This window comes from Chitinophaga tropicalis, from assembly GCF_009758205.1.
GTDB lineage: Bacteria > Bacteroidota > Bacteroidia > Chitinophagales > Chitinophagaceae > Chitinophaga > Chitinophaga tropicalis.
Genome location: NZ_WRXN01000004.1, coordinates 240,234 through 257,725 on the forward strand (window position 1 = coordinate 240,234; position 17,492 = coordinate 257,725).

The window sequence follows — 17,492 nt, forward strand, 5'->3', positions numbered from 1 at the left end:
GAAAAAGTTTTTGATGAGGTTTTAACCGGCCTACGGCCGGTTAAAGGATCTTTTGAGGGAGCTGTGCGCGGCTGAATGTTTAAGAAGTTTTGGAAATCAAATTCAGACATTATATTTATCATATGTTAGAAGTTGATAAAAAAGAGGCAAGTCTGTTGCAGAGAGCTATCCATAAGTGGGAAACAGAAACCCTTATTACCCCGGAGCAGGCGGAGCGGCTGAGGAAAACCTGGCATGTCCGTGAAGCGGACTGGCAAGCTGTAACCCTGTATATTTTCATAGCCGCCATATCCTGCGCCCTGATGGCTTTCGGCTCTCTTGTGCTGGATGAGAAATGGATAGAGGTGCTGCGGGTGAAGTTTTCCCTGACAGACGGCATTATTGCCACTCTTTTTGCGGGGCTTTCCATCTTCCTTTGTTTTCATGGATACCGCCGGCGGCAGAAGCATCCGGAGCAGTCATTGAACAGTGAAGTGTTCTGGTTGCTGCCTATACTCAGCATTGGGGTCAGCGTGGTATATCTTGGAAAGACATTGTCTTACCTGAATGGTAACTATGGCGTATTCTGGCTGCTGGCCACTATCAGCTACGGTATACTGGCATTGCTGCTCTCTTCACAGCTGTTATGGAGTACTATGCTGATCTGCCTGATCCCTGCATATGTAAAGCTTACTTATTTCCTGACGGGAGAACAACCTTATTTCCTGGGGATGAACCTCCCCTGCCGTATGTTGCTGCTGGGTGTGATCATGTTGCTTTGCCACCAGTTATTCAAACATAACCGGTATTATAAACCGCTGAAGCATATCAGCTGGACGGGGACCTGGGTGTTACTTTTCCTTTCAGGATGGATGATCTCTATATTTGGTAACAGCGGCAACTGGGATGAATGGCAGCATGTGAGGCAGGTACAGTTATTATGGTGGGTAGCTGCTTATACGTTGCTTTGTATTGCGGCGCTGATATGGGGGATTAAGAAAAATGACCTGATGGTGAGGGATATGGCGGTGTTATTCCTGTTGCTGGACATGTACACACGTTATTTTGAATACCTGTGGGACCGTACGCATAAAGGGTTGTTCTTTGCGATACTGGCATTGTCTTTCTGGTGGCTGGGGAAATTGCTGGAGAAGCGGCTTAAAGAAAAAAGATAATCTTTACAGAACACTATTGGAACGGGGTAGTTACTGCAGTAACTACCCCGTTATTTTTATTTTTCTGCAAACACTTCTACTTCCCTTACCTGGTACCTTCCGGTGTCATGGAAGCTCCAGTCATAATTAGCGGTGATCCATGAGCGTAGTACGGCGATGAAGCGTTCCAGCTCCCGGTCTGTTTCCTCACCAAAGGAGGGCAGCAGCTTTTCAAGCGCAGTGAAGAGTTTTACTTCTTCGTTGTGCATGCGTGCTGTTTCATTTACAGCTTCCTGGATGGGGAGGTTACGTTCATGCTGTAATACCAGTACGAGGTTGTGCACATCTCCCTGTTTTGCTTCTTTGGCGCAGGAGAAGATGTCGTTGCTCCAGCAGACAATATTGTTACAGGCCAGTACAAGGCGTTGTACAATAAAGTGCTGAAGTATGTGTGCAGGCAGGTATACCTTTTCGATGATCTCTATTGCTTCTACGTCGGCAAAAAGGGCGCCGGTGTAGGGACGCATTGTTACGTATTCGGCCACAGTGGGGGTGATGCCAGCGGCGCGGTTGCCGGCTTCCCAGTGGCAGGAAGTGAAATATTCGTCCATACTGCGTATAAAGCGTGTTTGCCATGCGCTGTCCCCGATGGCCTGCATCCTTTCCCAGATGCTTGTGAAGCTTCTTCCCAGGACGCTGTCTATGGGTTTATTATGCCGTAATATATCCATGAAACCGTCTGTTACATGCTCCAGGTAAACTGCTTTCTTTCCCAGTTGTGCTTCGTCGCACTGATCGTCCAGCATGAACAGCCATGTGTTAAAGTTGGCAATGATACACAGTTCGTGATAGCTGGCATGTGGGAAAGCCCGGGCGGCAAGCCATGCAAAACGTGATCTGTCAAAACGGGTAAGGGCTTCCGGGTTATTGATCAATCCAAATGATTGTACCCATTGACGGTTTTGCTCATGGGCGGCGTTTACGTGTTCGTTAATGAGTGAGGGGAACGGATACTCTATCCGTGGCAAGGTTATCGTTGGCATAGTAAAGGTTTGTGTTTGGGTTACCGGCCGGGGCCTACCCGGCCTTTAAATGTTTGACTACCTGTGGAAAAGCCAGTATGAACCAGCTTGTAAACTGTTGGGGTTGTTCCTGCAACAGCCGGGAAATACTGTCTGTAGAGAGGAAGCGGTAAGCATTCACTTCCGCCGGGTCTGGGTTAATGTTCCCGTTATAGGTACCGGTGAATACATGATCGTATTCATGCTCAATGAGGCCGTTATCGAATTCTGTGCGATAAGTAAACTGGAACAGGGCATGGAGGTCACAATTGAACCCCATTTCTTCATACAGGCGCCGGTGGGCTGCAGCGTCTACCGCTTCACCAGGCATGGGATGGCTACAACAGCTATTGGTCCACAGGCCACCGGAATGATACTTATCAAGTGCCCGTTGCTGCAGCAGCATTTCACCTTTATCATTAAAAATAAATACTGAAAAAGCTCTGTGCAAAAGTCCTTTTTTATGTGCTTCCAGCTTCTCCATAGTTCCCGTCTGCTGATCGTTGTCATTTACCAGTATAACCTGTGCTTCCATACTATTTTAAACGATTAAATTTTGATGTAAATATATTTCCCGGCAGGCAAAAATAACCTACAATAGCAACTGTTTGTTGCCGGGGGGCGAGTGGGTTGTGTTCATAAATGTGTCTTTTAATGTAATGATAGTTCGCTAAACAGAAGGATTTTCAATGCTGCTTTTTCAGAATGCTGTACAGCTGCGTATCACTGTAAATACAACCCGGGCAGGGATCCTGCTGCCGGCAGCGATAGGGTTAAAATGTACCGGAGGTAAATTACGAATTTATTTGTTCATTTTATCTTTTTGGGGGATGGCTGGTGGGGGGTTAGGTTTGGGTTTGATGAATAGTGCGGGTAAATTGCTCAAAACCCGGGTTTCGAGGAGGAGGTCGGGGTCTTTTTTTGCGCTGCACACGGCTGGATCTTTTAATGATGAGATCTGGCCTGCGGCCGGCTAAGAGGGAGGATTGGCTTGCGGCGGCTAAATTGGCTTATATTTGCACCTTATGGCAGAAGATCTTAGTATCATTAAAGGAGATAAAACATCGGAATATCAGTCAATTATTCCGCAGATAAAGGCTTTGACAGAAGGAGAACCGGACCTTACAGCCAACCTTGCCAATACTGTAGCTGCGCTGAAGGAGCAGTTTGGCTGGTTCTGGGTAGGGTTTTACCTTGTAAAGAATGATGAGCTGGTATTAGGTCCTTTTCAGGGGCCGGTAGCCTGCACCCGGATCAGAAAAGGCCGGGGTGTATGCGGTTCCAGCTGGGCTGAAGCCAAAACCCTCATCGTACCTGATGTAGAGGCATTTCCAGGCCATATTGCCTGCAGCAGCCTCTCAAAGTCTGAGATAGTAGTACCTGTGATCAGGAATAATGAAGTGATAGCAGTACTTGATGCAGACAGTGAATATCTGAACCATTTTGATGAAACAGACCGGCAGTATCTTGAAGAAATTGTAGCTGCCCTGAATTTTGAAGATTAAACCTACGATTCCTGTGTATGTTCTTTTTTCGCAAGAAAGCCGATAGTTCCAGTACCCACGTTCCTTTTCTGGCAGGCATAGCAACTGATATACATTCTCACCTGGTACCGGGTGTGGACGATGGTGTGCAGGATTTAGAAACATCCCTGCACTTTATTGATACTCTTCATGAACTGGGTATACAGCAGGTCATCACGACTCCGCATATCATGATGGACCGTTATCCTAACTCTGCAGAAACGCTTACGGCGCCTTTCCGGCAGGTAAAGGAAGCGTTGCGGGAGAAAAACAGCCCGGTCAACTTTCATCATGCAGCAGAATATTATATGGATGAATATTTTGAGGAGCTGATGAAAACACCTCCTTCCCTCTTTACACTGAACGGGGAGTTGCTGCTGGTTGAGATGTCTTTCATGTGTGCTCCTCCCCAGCTGCACCAATGGTTGTTTGACCTGTCTGCGCAAGGCTACCGTCCTGTGCTGGCTCATCCTGAGAGATATAATCATTATCATAACCAACTGGAAGAATATAAGCTGTTCAGGCAATGGGGTTGCCTGATGCAGGTTAACCTGCTGTCACTTACCGGCTACTATGGCAAGCATATACAGAAAACGGCCGAGTGGCTTATTGATAATAAACTTATAGATTTTGTGGGCACTGATCTGCATCATGAAAAACACCTGAGTGCAATCAAGGCTATCGCAAAAGATAAAAAACTGGTAAAGCTGCTGGAAACTTATCCATTCCAGAATAAGAACATTACCACTGTTACTGCCAACTATTAAACAGCACAACAACGATGAATGCAGCTGCTCAGCAGAGAATAGCCATTATAGGACTGGGTTATGTAGGATTGCCGCTGGCTATTGAATTTGCAGGGAAATACCCTGTTCTTGGGTTTGATATTAACGAAACAAGGGTACAGGAACTGAGCAGGGGATATGATAAAACCCGCGAAGCAGATATTGATGCGCTGAAAGCAGCTATAGCTGCATATACACCGGAAGCTACCACCGGATTGCTGTTCTCTTCAGATCAGAATGACCTTAAGCGTTATAACATTTTTATTGTTACCGTACCCACTCCTATTGATGTCTTCAAAGCTCCTGATCTGAAGCCGTTGTTGCGAGCATCAGCTATGCTGGGAAGTATTCTGAAGAGGGGCGATATCGTTATTTATGAATCTACTGTGTACCCGGGATGTACGGAAGACGATTGTGTTCCTGTACTGGAACAGGCGTCGGGCCTTGTATTTAACAGGGATTTCTTTGTGGGATATTCTCCCGAGCGTATCAATCCCGGTGATAAGGTAAACAGGCTTACCACTATAAAAAAAGTGACCAGCGGGTCTACACCGGAAATAGCCACACAGATAGATGAGCTGTATTCTTCCGTTATCACGGCGGGAACACATAAAGCGCCTTCCATCAAAGTAGCGGAAGCATCCAAAGCGATAGAGAATGCGCAGAGGGACATCAACATTTCCTTTGTGAATGAGCTGGCGCTTATCTTTGACCGTATAGGTATTGACACCAATGATGTGCTGGAAGCGGCTTCAACCAAGTGGAACTTTCTCCGGTATAAACCAGGACTGGTGGGTGGGCACTGTATAGGTGTTGACCCTTATTACCTGTCTCATAAGGCGCAATCGCTCGGTTACCATCCGCAGGTGATATTGTCTGGCAGGCGGGTAAATGACCAGATGGGATACTTTGTGGCCAACAAGCTGATAAAGCTGATGATTGAAAAGGAGCAGAAGATCAAGGGCGCTCATATACTGATCATGGGTATTACTTTCAAGGAAAATTGTCCTGATGTGCGTAACACTAAGGTGGTAGATATTTATCATGAGCTGAAGCAGTTTGGTGTACATGTAACAATTTATGACCCGTGGGCTGATGCTCATGAAGTAGCGGAAGAATATGGCATGCAGATAGTTCCGTCAGTCCCGGAAACTGCCTGCTATGACGGCATTGTAATAGCTGTAGCACACAGGGAATTCCTGCAGTTCGATTTTGGTAAACACAAACACAGCAATACTGTGATCTTTGATACCAAGGCGTGTATTGACAGAGATATTGTTGATTGCCGTTTATAATTACTGTAATACGTGACTAAAAATTCAAACCCGGCCACTAACTAATCCACAATAATTTTCATAACTTTACGGAGAGTGCAAGACTGCTTTTTTAAGCATACTTAAAAACCCCATATCTTTTTGCCGAAGCCTTTTATAAGATTGTTATTATTCTATCTGCCTTATAACAAAAAGGGCTAAGGCCTGGTAATCCATTTTAAAAGAACACAACAACCAGTTAAAGCATTCCTGTATGTCCGCATCAGGCGGTTTTACGGGAAAAACCATGTACCATGAATACACCTCATCCGGCCCCGGTATTGCAGGAGGCGCCCCTACCCAAGATTTTGTTACTGACGGGTGACGCATCCGTCATGAGAAAGTTCCGTCAACTGTTAACGCCAGCTTACACAGTTATTACAGCCAACTCTGGTACTGATGGCCTGGAACTGGCATACAGTGACAGCCCTGACCTGGTGCTGTGCGATTCTATTGTACAGGATAGTTCCGGTTACCAGTTCCTCATCACATTACGGGACGATCCTGCGTTGAAACATATTCCTGTGATCATGTTCAGCCGTCCTCATGTACAGCCTAATATGCGCAAGGGAATGAACCTTGGCGCTGATGATTACCTGGTATATCCTTTCAGTGGGGAAGAATTGCTGAAAAGTGTACAGTCAAGGCTTAACAGGTTTCATCATATCAGGGAGACCTTCAGTTATCCGCGTGAAAATCCGGGGTTGTCTGCATCTGTTAATGACACGAACTCTATGGCCATTCATGAGCGGCTCAGTAAAACTGAATCAAAGATCCTGGGGATGATTGCCCGGGGTATGAGCAGCAGGGACATTGCGTCTTTTAAATGCATCAGTGTGAGAACGGTGGATAATCACCGGCACAATATCACGAAGAAACTACAGTTATCAGGCCCTAACGCACTTGTTAAATTCGCCATTGGCTATGCCGGCGCTATTGCAAAGTAAACAGGTCACTTTACCACATGCTCTTTTACGATTCCTTTTTGAGATTCTGGTTTCCGGTGTAGCAGGTTTGATATCCGGCTCAAGGCTGGCAGCTGCAATGATCCTAACGTTTACACGTATACTCCGGTTATTTTCGGGGGGATCCCATTATATTCCAGGTGTTGAAGCAGGTTGTCCGGGACATTGTAACAAATACTATGGGATGTGTCTTTACGCATTCTGTTGAACGGGGATGTCATGTTGGGGAAAAACCGGGGATGCGTTACCTCTACCTGGCGAGGGTACGGGATGTTTTAAAGCGGTTAGTCCGGAGGCCTATCCTGTTTCCGGGATGTGTTTGCCTGCCGGACCCAATAACGGTGTAAGACAGACTTTATTAATAGCTGTATAACCCGGAGCTCATATATATGGGTAAGTTATGGGCAAAAAAAAACGGCCAACCATGAATGGAAAGCCGGTCTTTCATCCATTGTTTGTTAACCCCAGTTGTCGAATCTTGTTAGGCAACTGGGGCTAGCCTCGCAATGTTTCTTATGCAATATTAAGGCTTTGTTATTTATAATTTTGTTAACCCTTGGTTAACGGAAAATTATTCCTGCAATATAAAAGTTCTACCAACCCCAGCCATATAAACTGAATAGGGCATGGAATTTGCACAGCAACCTTAAAATACTGATACACTATGGCAAAAACTACCACATCCTCCCAACCGAAAAAGGCGGCTGAAACCAAGAAATCGACCGGCGCCGGTTTAAAAGCACCTCTTACCCCAAGTGCTGACCTGGCAGCTGTAATTGGTAATGAAGCTGCTCCCAGAACGGAGATCACGAAGAAGATATGGGATTACATTAAAGCGCATGGTTTGCAGGACGCCACTAATAAAAGGATGATCAATGCAGATGAAAAGCTGAAAAAAGTTTTTGGTGGGAAAGAACAGATCTCAATGTTTGAGCTGGCCAAAGTGGTGAGCGCACACGTGAAATAGCTGTAAATTATTTTCCGATAATAAAAAGCCACAGATGATCTGTGGCTTTTTTGGTAATATATTATCCTGAGTTTTTTACCGGGAATAGTTTGTTATTATCCTTGACAGGTCATCTATCCTGTAAGGCTTTAAAATATACCCGGCCATACCTGCCGCATTGTAAGCTTCCAATTGTTCTTCCAGTACGTTTCCTGTAATAGCTATTACCGGTATGGACGCCTTATGTTTATCGGGAAGTGCTTTTATCTGCATATTCAATTCCAGCCCGTTCATGAAAGGCATCTCTATATCTGTCCACACCATATCATAATCCTGTTTTTTCAGATGGGCCAATGCTTCTTCGCCGCTGCTTACGATAGTAGGCTGTACGGTATCCAGTCTTTTCAGTAGTATTTCCAGCAGGCTTCTGTTTACGATACTATCATCTACCACCAGTAAGGATACTTTCTTCTCTATGTTCCTGCGTTCGGCTTTAGGGTTGTTCATTTCATTATCCGCTATTTCTGTTTTTTCCTTGATCACGGGCTCTGCGTGATAGGGAATACGGAAAGTGAACGTACTTCCTTTGCCAGGTATACTTTGTACTTTTATATTTCCCTGCTGTTTTGAAATGATCCTGCTGATAATAGTAAGTCCGAGGCCGCTGCTGTCGGCTCTCTGGCCGGTCTGCATAGCCTGGTGGAACGGTTCAAAGATTTTCTTCTGTTCTTCTTCACTGATGCCAATACCTGTATCAGCAACTTTCACCTGTAACCATACCTTATCTGCTTCCCGGCTAACATCTGCGGTAACAGTGATCCCGCCTTTATCTGTAAATTTAATTGCGTTGCTGACCAGGTTTGTAATTACCTGGCTTAACCTGAATGGATCGCCAGTTATTTTCAGATTGTCTGTGAAAGATATTTTTGTGAGCAGGTTCAGCTGTTTCTTTTCCACCTGTACCAGTAAACTGTTCACTACATTCCGGATGATGCCTGCCGGTGCAAAGCTTTCCATGGTCAGCGTCATTTTCCCCATTTCCAGGCTGGTATGGTCCAGGATATTATTCACGACAGACAACAGCATCTCTCCGGACAAGGTCAGTCCTTCAGCCAGTTTTTGCTGTTCACTATTCAGCGGCGTTCTTTCCAGCAAAGAGGCAAAACCAAGAACGCTGTTTAACGGAGACCGTATTTCATGGCTCATGGTAGCAACAAACTCGCTTTTCAACGTGGCGAAATTTTCTGCTTCCTTCTTCGCTTTGATCATTTGCAGATCATTCCTGTAAAGCTTCACTATGCTGTACAGGATCATGAAGGTAAGTACCACTATCAATGCTACGCTCCAGATAATAGACCTGTCCAGGTCTGCCAGGTTCATACTAAATCTCTGATGCAGCTGTTCCTGTCTTGTATCTGTCTCTATTGTCTCGTATGTTTTCAATGCAGACAGGAGGTCTCTCAGCTTCCCGAAAAGACGCATATTCACCGCTATCATCTCATGTTCTTTCTGACGCAGTTCGTTAAAATGACTCTGCAATTTCCGCAGACCGTTATTCACTACAGCTGCATTGGCAGCAACCGTATTCCTGTCCTTTTCCTGTTTCAGGATAGTGACCTGCCGTTGGGACTGCCCTTTATTGGCAATTGCATCTTTCAACCGCCCGAAAAGACGTTTCTTATTTTCTTCTTTCTTTTCGGTGATAATGGTATCGTTCTTTTCCAGGTGTATGGGACGTGTAGCGGGAAGGGAAATAACGGGCGCCTCCTGAATGTTGGTATCTATGCCGGAAACGAGGCTTAGCAAAGAATCTGTATAATACTTGAGGTGTATGTACAATAACTCTTTCGCTTTCTTTTCGGAGAGAAGCCCTCTCAGGTTGGTCCCTTCATTCTTTTTTTCCTGTATGGAATCCAGTGATGATGAGATCAGTTTCAGCTGACGTACATATTGCAGATAATCTTCCGTTTTATAATTAAGGGTGTATAAACGGAAATAATTTTCGGTAGTGTAAAGGCGCTGCAATACATGATCGATTACACCTATTGACTGCTGACCAGAGATAAGTTCTTCAACATTTCCCGCCATCTGCCGGGAATTCTTCTGTTGCAGAAACGCGATCATGAATACAGCTACCAGGAGGATAACTAACAAAGCTGTAAATCCAAAACGGGTAAAAGTAGCCCTATTATTATTCTTTGACATGTTTAATAAGTAGGTTATTTTGCTCTTTCATACATAATACAATTTCATTAATTATTTATTTTCATACTGGCATGTCTTAATAAAAATCCCTCCGGTTTATAACCGAAGGGATAGAATTTTTCGTTGGCTTTGCTTTTTGAGAGGGCGAATTTAATAAAAAAAATAATCATTATTCATCCGGGCTCAACAAGGAGTGGATGCTGACACTACATTTTGCGTAATAAAGGTGATTTCATTTACTTACAAGCTGATTTCTAGCATTCACCAATTAAAAAGTGATGTTGGCTAAAAAGGTGACCGATTATAAAAAGATACACCTACTTTTGAATTCTGAATTATATATAGCTAGTTAGCTGAAGTCAAAACTGACAGCTATTGTTTCAAGAGAACTACAATAGGATATTCCTACCTAACCTCATCCTGAGATAAAGCCAACAAAGTAGCACGCCGAACCGGCGCCACTCCACTTAATTTTTTACCATCTCCTCTGATCTGCCAGACAGAAGCAGCCCGGGTTGTTATGCATGTTTATATATGGCGAAGACCGGGCCTACGTGATATTCATAACTTATCTGCTATGAAAAAAACGGTACACCTTATCATCAGTTTTATTCTATTGTTTGCTGGTCATGCTACTGCTCAGAGAGCGTTGAATCCCGCTGATACGCTTGTTACGTACAAGCCTTCTTCTCCTCCGGCACAGCCTCCATACGGCCGTATTGGCAAGTGGGTAAGGACTGTAAGGATGACGTGGGATACGAAGGTATTTAAAGCATATGTATATAAAGGTCTTCAATTCCGTTTGAAGTTCCCTAAAACCTACGTGGATGGTGTAGCTGATGGGAAGAAATATCCCATTTTTGTATTCCTGCATGGCCGTGGTGAAGCCGGTTCAATTTATGATAACGAGGCCCAGCTTGCAACGGGCGCTATCACTTTCAATAAATATTCAACCACCGGGCCGTTTGACGGGTACCTGGTGTACGGACAAACTGCAGATGGTACCTGGGGAAATGGTCAGTTTGATGTTTTAAAGGAATTACTGGATTCGCTGGCCGTACAGGTAAAGGGGGATCTTAACCGGGTTATTGTTAATGGACTTTCTGCCGGTGGATATGGTTGCTGGGAGTTCACCATCCGTTATCCTCAATATATTGGTGGTACAATGCCTATGAGCGGCATTACTTCCGGTGATGGGGACGCTTCTGTGGTAAATGCACTGAAATATAAGCCTATCTGGTATTTCCAGGGAGGATTGGACAGGGCCCCGGCCCCTTATACTGCCAATACGGTCATAGACGCTTTTAATGCTGCAGGGGGTAATCTTACTTATAGTCTTTACGAAGACCTGGGCCATAATACATGGTCCCGTGCATGGCTGGAACCGGATTTTGTTCCCTATATGAACAGGGTAAATATTCTAACACCCTGGCCATTGAATGGCAGATCTGAATTCTGTCCTAATGAGGCGATCAATATCAACGTTGGTATTGCGCCGGGATTTGCTGCATATGAGTGGCAGAAAGATGGTGTGACCATACCGGGGGCTACTACCAACAGTATTAACGTTACAAGCCTGGGTACATATGCGGTAAGGGTAAAGAGAGGTACTGTGTGGTCTGAGTTCTCTCCTACTCCACTTGTCATTAAGACCAAAGCGCCAACGGTAACACCACCTATTACAATAGACAGCCTGGACACCAATGTATTGCCGGCTCCGGACGGCAGTACTACTGTGACACTGAAGTTACCCGCAGGATATGCTTCTTATGAATGGCGTAATGTGGGGAGCTCTGCTACCATTAGCACTGATCTCTCTATTAATGTGGGGATAGGCCAGTATATTGCACGTGTTACTGAACAATATGGCTGTTCCAGCAGCTTCTCTGCACCATTCCCGGTGATCAATGCCAATGGAACAGAAGCACCTGATAAGGTGAATGGGGTATTGGTCACTCCTACTTCACAGACACAACTTACATTGAACTGGACGGACAAACCCAATCCACAGCATAATGAAACCGGTTTTGAGATCTACCGTTCCACAGTTTCAGGCAGCAACTATAAACTTGTGGGGAAAACAGATGCAGACGTACTGACATTTACCGATAACGGTTTATCGGCCAACACTGTCTATTATTACATTATTCGTCCTGTAAACGGAAATGGCGCTGCTCCTGTTTCTGACGAAGCCAGTGGTACTACGCAGGTAGATGCACAGAAGCCCTCTGCTCCGCTCAACCTGACGGTTGTAACTACTACCACCAGTGCCGTTTCACTTAGCTGGAGCGCTTCTACAGACAATGTAGGTGTGACAGCTTATGATGTGTATGTGAATGATGCTAAAACCTACACGGTAGATGGTACAACGTTAAAAGCTGTGGCATACGGGCTTACCCCGAAGACCGTTTATAACTTCTATGTAGTAGCCAGGGATGCGGCAAACAATTCTTCCGTTCCCAGCAGCCAGTTAACTGCTGCGACGGTTAATAAGGGACTAAACTATAAATATTACCAGGGAACCTGGTTTACTATACCTAACTTCGCCACTCTTACACCGGTAGCTACAGGCAGAACACTTTTCCCGGATATATCAGCCCGGCTGAGGGAAGCAGCTTACGGATTTTTATGGGAGGGTTATCTCACTATCCCGGTTACAGGTACTTATACATTTGCTACCACTTCTGACGATGGCAGTAAATTCTATTTCAACCAGCCTTACAATCACTTTGCAACTGCTACTGTCAATAATGATGGGAACCACGGCGCTGTTACTGTAAGCAGTTCTGCCATGCTTTTACAGAAGGGTGTGTACCCGATAGCTGTGACCTATACACAGGTTGGCAGTAATCAGCTTATGACGCTGAGCTGGAAATGTAATGAGCTGGGTGTAACAAGCCTGACCAGGATACCTGATCAGTATTTTGGCGATACGCTCGCTTATCCGGGTACTGCCCCTGCAGCACCGCTCATACTGGGAGCTACAGCTGCCAGCTTTAAGCAGGTGAATCTTTCGTGGACTGACAACAGTAATAACGAAACGGGCTTTGAAATATACAGCAGCCCGACCTATAACGGAGCATATACTGTAATAGGGAAAACCGGCGCCAATACAACCTCTTTCGAGGATAATACTGTAAGTCCTGCAACCCGTTATTACTATAAGATACGAGCTGTAGGTCAGATGGGTGAGTCTCCGCTTACCGAGGGTTATCCATATCTGGCAGTATGGCCTTTCAATAACAACTACCTGGACCTGAGTGTGAATAATAATGTTGCCAGTGGTAGTGGTACTATCTTCGGCAGTTCCAGTGCGAATAAAGTTGAAGGTACACATTCTGCATTTTTCAATGGTACCAGCGCCTATATGAATATAGGTGGCAGTGGCAGCGGTTTCCTGCATGATGCATTTTCTGCCCGTACGGTATCTCTCTGGATCAAAGCCAGTGCGCTTGACAATAATCGTATCATCTTTGATATTGGTGGCGCTGACAACGGTCTGGCGCTGCGTATCAATGCCAATAAACTGGAAGCCGGCGTAGCCAGTGGTAATTCAACTGCTCTTGCTTCTGCGGCATTCACCAGCACAGCATGGACACATGTGGCTGTTGTATACGGTGGCAATACCCTGCGCCTGTACATCAACGGCGCCCTGGCAGCTTCGGCTACTACCAGTTTCAGTTCTGTCAATGCTACTGCAGACAACTCCAGGCTGGGGCTCAGCAATGGCTCTAATGCTTTTAATACCAACGGTACTTATTTCAGTGGCTTCATAGACTATATGACCATCATGGGACAGGCATTGGGACAGGCAGAGGTTACCCAGGCGTATAATCAGACATTGCCGTTCTATAGTGTTGTTACTCCTGGCCTGCCGGCTCCGCCTGCAGCGCCGGTCAATGTTATAGCAACAGGTACATCAGCATCTTCTGTACTTCTTACGTGGACCAACAATGCTGCAAATGCTACCGGCTTTGAGATACAGCGAGCATTAGGTAACAGCACCTTATTTGCTACCATCAAAACCATTACTACAGGTGGTACTAACCTGTCTTACCAGGACACTGCCCTTTATGCTAATCAGCAGTATTCTTATAAAGTACGGGCTACAGGTGATGGCGGCGCTTCTGCGTACTCTGCTGCAGATACGGCAATGACAGGAAATACGCGTCCGGTGATAGATGCTATCAGCAACAGGTCTGCCCGTTATGATGTGGTGACTACCATCCCGGTGGTGGCTACAGATGCGGATGAAGATGCGCTGACTTATACCACCTTTAATCTGCCTGACTTTGTAACACTGGTTACAAATGCCAATGGTACTTATCTGAATGTGGCACCCAACATCAGCAAACAGGGTGTTTATAATAACCTGTCTGTGATAGCCGCCGATCCTTTCGGAGGTAAAGATACTGTCAGCTTTAAACTGACCATCAACGATAATTACAGCCCTGTCATAACCTCTATTGCCAACGCTTCCCTGAATGAGGGCGATGTTCAGCAGCTATCGCTTTCCGCTGCTGACCAGAACGCCACCGATAACCTTTCATGGTCCGGTGTGTCTCTGCCCTCATTCATTACTCTTACCGGTAGCAACCGTACTGCCACTCTGAATATCAAGCCAGGTTATGCAGATGCGGGTGTGTATACTGTGAAGGTGCAGATTGTAGATGGTAATGGTGGTACAGATGAAAAGACTTTCACGGTAACAGTGACAGATAAGAATCCGAACTACAAGCTGTTTGTTCGCTTCAAATACCAGACAGACGCTCCTGCTCCATGGAACAATATCACTTCTGTATCTACTACGGGGCTGAAGAATGACAGGGGTGAAGCTACGGCTATAGGCATGCAGATGCAGACGTCTAACTGGTTTACCTGGAATGACGGTACCAGCACAGGTAATAACAGTGGTGTGTACCCGGATGTAGTGATGAGTGAATACTATTTCTTCGGTTCTTATCCTGGTATCTTCACTTCTGCAAATTCTATAGATGTGAAGCTGACCGGTCTTGAAGCTACCCGCAAATATTCCTTTAAGTTCTTTGCCGGCAGTAACTGGTCGGTACAGGCCAATAACGGTACTACTGTCTTCAGCATTAATGGTGTAAGTAAACCGCTGAATGTACAGGGTAATACCAGTCAGACGGTGAATTTCGACAATATTGCTCCGAATGCCTCCGGCGAGATCACCTTTAACATGTCTGTTGCAGATGGTACACAGGTAGGCTACCTGGGCGCATTTGAAGTGAATGCTATCCTGGATGACGGTACTTTGCCGGCCGCTCCGAAGAACCTGGCAGCGACAGAAGCGAATGGTATTGTATCCCTTAACTGGAACAATGTAGCTTATAACGCCACTGGTTACAGGATACACCGCGGAACAGACAGCCTGGGATCTTACAGCCTGCTGGGCAGTCTGAACAGCAGTACTGCTACATCTTATGCAGACAGCACTGTACATGGCAGCACGCATTACTATTATAAAGTGGCTGCCAGTAACTCAACCGGTAACTCAGCATTCAGCAATATTGCAGGCGTGCTGGTACCGGTGAAACCTCCGCAGATCGGTGCCATTGCTGATGTTAAGCTGAAGGCAAATGCCTCTGCACAGTTTAATGTACAGGCTGTGGGCGACCAGGGCAACAGTGTTTCTATGACCACGAGTGGTCTGCCATCTTTCGGCGGCTTCACTGACAATGGTAATGGTACAGGTTCTTTCAGCTTCAACCCGACGGCAGACAACCTGGGTAGCTATAAAGTGATACTGACGGCTACTGATAACCAGGGCGCCAGCGCATCAGATACCTTTAATGTAGTTGTTACCGATAAGAACACGACATCTGTATACTTCAACTTTGCTTCCAGTAACCCGGTTGCTGCGCCATGGAATAATATAACAGGCTTCCCGTATGCAGGGGTGAAAGTAGCTAACGCCCTGGATGAATCAGGCAACGGCACCGGCATGAGCATGACGTTTAACGAGTTCTGGGAAAATGATAATGCTACAACAGGTATGAGCACCTATGACAATAGTGGTGTGTTCCCGGATGGCGTAATGCAATCCTATGTATATGACAGCAGGGACATGACTCACACCATCAAACTGTCAGGACTGAACACCAGCAAGCGTTATAACGTTGTATTCTTCAGCAGTATCAACTTTGGTATCAATGCCAGGGCCAGGTTCACTATAGGTACAGACAGCGTGGTGATAGATCCTGCTTACAATAGCAGCCTGACAAAGCAGATAAATGGTGTTATACCTAATGCAAGCGGTGAGATAAATATCCTTGTCAACAAGACCAGCAATGGTTACTACAAATATCTCAATGCGATGGTAGTTGAATCTTATGATGCTACCCTGGCAGTTGTGAATCCGCTGAACCTCGTAGCCACTGCTACCAGTCATAAATCGATAGCGCTGAGATGGTCAGACAGGGCTAATAACGAAACGGGATACCAGGTATGGCGTGCATTGCCGGGTGGCAGTTATTCCCAGATAGCTACGCTGGGGGCCAATGCGGTTGCTTATAACGATACTACCCTGAGCCCGAACCAGACATACTATTACAAGGTACGCGCGGTGAAATCAGGTGTGTTCTCAGACTATAGCAACAACAGCTCTGCTACCACTCCAGGATTTAAGATACTGCTGAATTTCAATGAGCTGAAGATTGCTCCGTCTCCATGGAATAATACCAGTATGCGTCCTACAGTAGGCGTAGTAGTCAGTAACATGAAAGATGTCCAGAACAATATGACTGGTGTGGGCATTAACCTTATAGAGAATTTTGATGGTGTATATGGTGCAGGTATGAATACCGGCAACAACAGCGGTATATATCCTGACAATGTGATGATCGAAAACTACGGCCTGTTCCCTGGCAATCATGCCTCATTCAAGGTAACAGGTCTTAGCCAGACATTGAAATACGATCTTACTTTCTTTGGCAGTTCAGTAGAATGGCAGGATGTAACAGGTAAGTATACGGTTAACAACACGAGGGTAGCTTATCTGAATGCCTCTATGAACAAGAGTGGTGTTGTGACTATCCGTGATATATCTCCTGACGAGTATGGAAATATCCTGGTAGCTGTGGATCCGGCATCCAATTCATCTATTTTTGGTTTGATTGCTGCGCTGACCATTACGGGACATGTTGATCCGGTTGCGCAGGAAAACAGCAATAATGCGGTTACCAATCAAAACCTGGTAACAGTACTGACAGAGCCTCTGATAAATGGGCTGAATACTTTGCTGAATACAGCACCTCCTCCTGATTTCGGAGATGCCAAGGCCTATCCGAATCCATTCCAGGAGCAGATCAATGTTGACATACAATTGAAAACCGAAACAGTTGTGCGGGTTGAAATATTTGACGTGAGCGGCAGACTGTTATATTCAGATTACAAGGGTAGTATACCGGCAGGACCGACCACCCTCCGTGTCAACCCTGGTTCGAGGATCAGTGTTCCTGGTATCTACATCATGCGCCTCAGTGGCAAAAATGGAGAGTCCAGGACCTTCAAACTGGTAAAGCGTTAAGCTTTACCAGTT

General features: G+C 45.6%; 10 protein-coding genes. 7 read left to right on the forward strand and 3 right to left on the reverse strand.

Translation table 11 applies throughout. The features are described from left to right. Positions 1-122 precede the first annotated feature (122 nt). On the forward strand, positions 123-1,154 hold the full coding sequence (locus tag GO493_RS11395) for a hypothetical protein (protein ID WP_157306286.1): 1,032 nt from the start codon (positions 123-125) through the stop codon (positions 1,152-1,154). A gap of 56 nt (positions 1,155-1,210) precedes the next feature. Here GO493_RS11395 and GO493_RS11400 read toward each other — a convergent pair whose 3' ends face one another. After that, the gene (locus GO493_RS11400; protein ID WP_157306287.1) at positions 1,211-2,176 is read right to left on the reverse strand and encodes a (-)-gamma-cadinene synthase; all 966 of its coding nucleotides are present in this window, start codon (positions 2,174-2,176) and stop codon (positions 1,211-1,213) included. Between the two features lie 34 nt (positions 2,177-2,210). Then, positions 2,211-2,729 (reverse strand): isopentenyl-diphosphate Delta-isomerase, encoded by a 519-nt coding sequence (gene idi, locus GO493_RS11405; protein WP_157306288.1) that lies wholly within the window; start codon positions 2,727-2,729, stop codon positions 2,211-2,213. Between the two features lie 490 nt (positions 2,730-3,219). Between idi and GO493_RS11410 the strand changes: the two genes are divergently transcribed. From GO493_RS11410 to GO493_RS11430, 5 genes are all read left to right on the forward strand, one after another. Next, complete coding sequence (locus GO493_RS11410) at positions 3,220-3,699, forward strand: GAF domain-containing protein (RefSeq protein ID WP_157306289.1); 480 nt, start codon at positions 3,220-3,222, stop codon at positions 3,697-3,699. A gap of 17 nt (positions 3,700-3,716) precedes the next feature. Further along, positions 3,717-4,484 carry a tyrosine-protein phosphatase gene (locus tag GO493_RS11415; RefSeq protein WP_157306290.1) on the forward strand — a complete coding sequence of 256 codons (768 nt, stop codon included), beginning with the start codon at positions 3,717-3,719 and terminating at the stop codon, positions 4,482-4,484. Between the two features lie 14 nt (positions 4,485-4,498). Further along, on the forward strand, positions 4,499-5,797 hold the full coding sequence (locus GO493_RS11420; RefSeq protein WP_157306291.1) for a nucleotide sugar dehydrogenase: 1,299 nt from the start codon (positions 4,499-4,501) through the stop codon (positions 5,795-5,797). Between the two features lie 272 nt (positions 5,798-6,069). Beyond that, entirely contained in the window at positions 6,070-6,762 is a 693-nt protein-coding gene (locus tag GO493_RS11425; protein WP_157306292.1) for a response regulator transcription factor, read from the forward strand. A gap of 682 nt (positions 6,763-7,444) precedes the next feature. Beyond that, positions 7,445-7,747 carry an SWIB/MDM2 domain-containing protein gene (locus GO493_RS11430; RefSeq protein ID WP_157306293.1) on the forward strand — a complete coding sequence of 101 codons (303 nt, stop codon included), beginning with the start codon at positions 7,445-7,447 and terminating at the stop codon, positions 7,745-7,747. 75 nt (positions 7,748-7,822) lie between these two features. Here the strand turns inward: GO493_RS11430 and GO493_RS11435 are convergent, their stop codons facing one another. After that, positions 7,823-9,931, reverse strand: a complete 2,109-nt coding sequence (locus GO493_RS11435; protein ID WP_157306294.1) for an ATP-binding protein — start codon at positions 9,929-9,931, stop codon at positions 7,823-7,825. Between the two features lie 577 nt (positions 9,932-10,508). Here GO493_RS11435 and GO493_RS11440 point away from each other — a divergent pair. Beyond that, positions 10,509-17,480: a fibronectin type III domain-containing protein gene (locus tag GO493_RS11440; protein ID WP_198315686.1), complete on the forward strand. Its 6,972-nt coding sequence runs from the start codon at positions 10,509-10,511 to the stop codon at positions 17,478-17,480. Positions 17,481-17,492: the final 12 nt, after the last annotated feature.

Excerpts from the sequence above, each read along its gene's own strand:
- GO493_RS11395 (WP_157306286.1), top strand. The coding sequence starts at position 123 with ATGTTAGAAGTTGATAAAAAAGAGGCAAGTCTGTTGCAGAGAGCTATC.
- GO493_RS11400 (WP_157306287.1), bottom strand. The coding sequence starts at position 2,176 with ATGCCAACGATAACCTTGCCACGGATAGAGTATCCGTTCCCCTCACTC.
- idi (WP_157306288.1), bottom strand. The coding sequence starts at position 2,729 with ATGGAAGCACAGGTTATACTGGTAAATGACAACGATCAGCAGACGGGA.
- GO493_RS11410 (WP_157306289.1), top strand. The coding sequence starts at position 3,220 with ATGGCAGAAGATCTTAGTATCATTAAAGGAGATAAAACATCGGAATAT.
- GO493_RS11415 (WP_157306290.1), top strand. The coding sequence starts at position 3,717 with ATGTTCTTTTTTCGCAAGAAAGCCGATAGTTCCAGTACCCACGTTCCT.
- GO493_RS11420 (WP_157306291.1), top strand. The coding sequence starts at position 4,499 with ATGAATGCAGCTGCTCAGCAGAGAATAGCCATTATAGGACTGGGTTAT.
- GO493_RS11425 (WP_157306292.1), top strand. The coding sequence starts at position 6,070 with ATGAATACACCTCATCCGGCCCCGGTATTGCAGGAGGCGCCCCTACCC.
- GO493_RS11430 (WP_157306293.1), top strand. The coding sequence starts at position 7,445 with ATGGCAAAAACTACCACATCCTCCCAACCGAAAAAGGCGGCTGAAACC.
- GO493_RS11435 (WP_157306294.1), bottom strand. The coding sequence starts at position 9,931 with ATGTCAAAGAATAATAATAGGGCTACTTTTACCCGTTTTGGATTTACA.
- GO493_RS11440 (WP_198315686.1), top strand. The coding sequence starts at position 10,509 with ATGAAAAAAACGGTACACCTTATCATCAGTTTTATTCTATTGTTTGCT.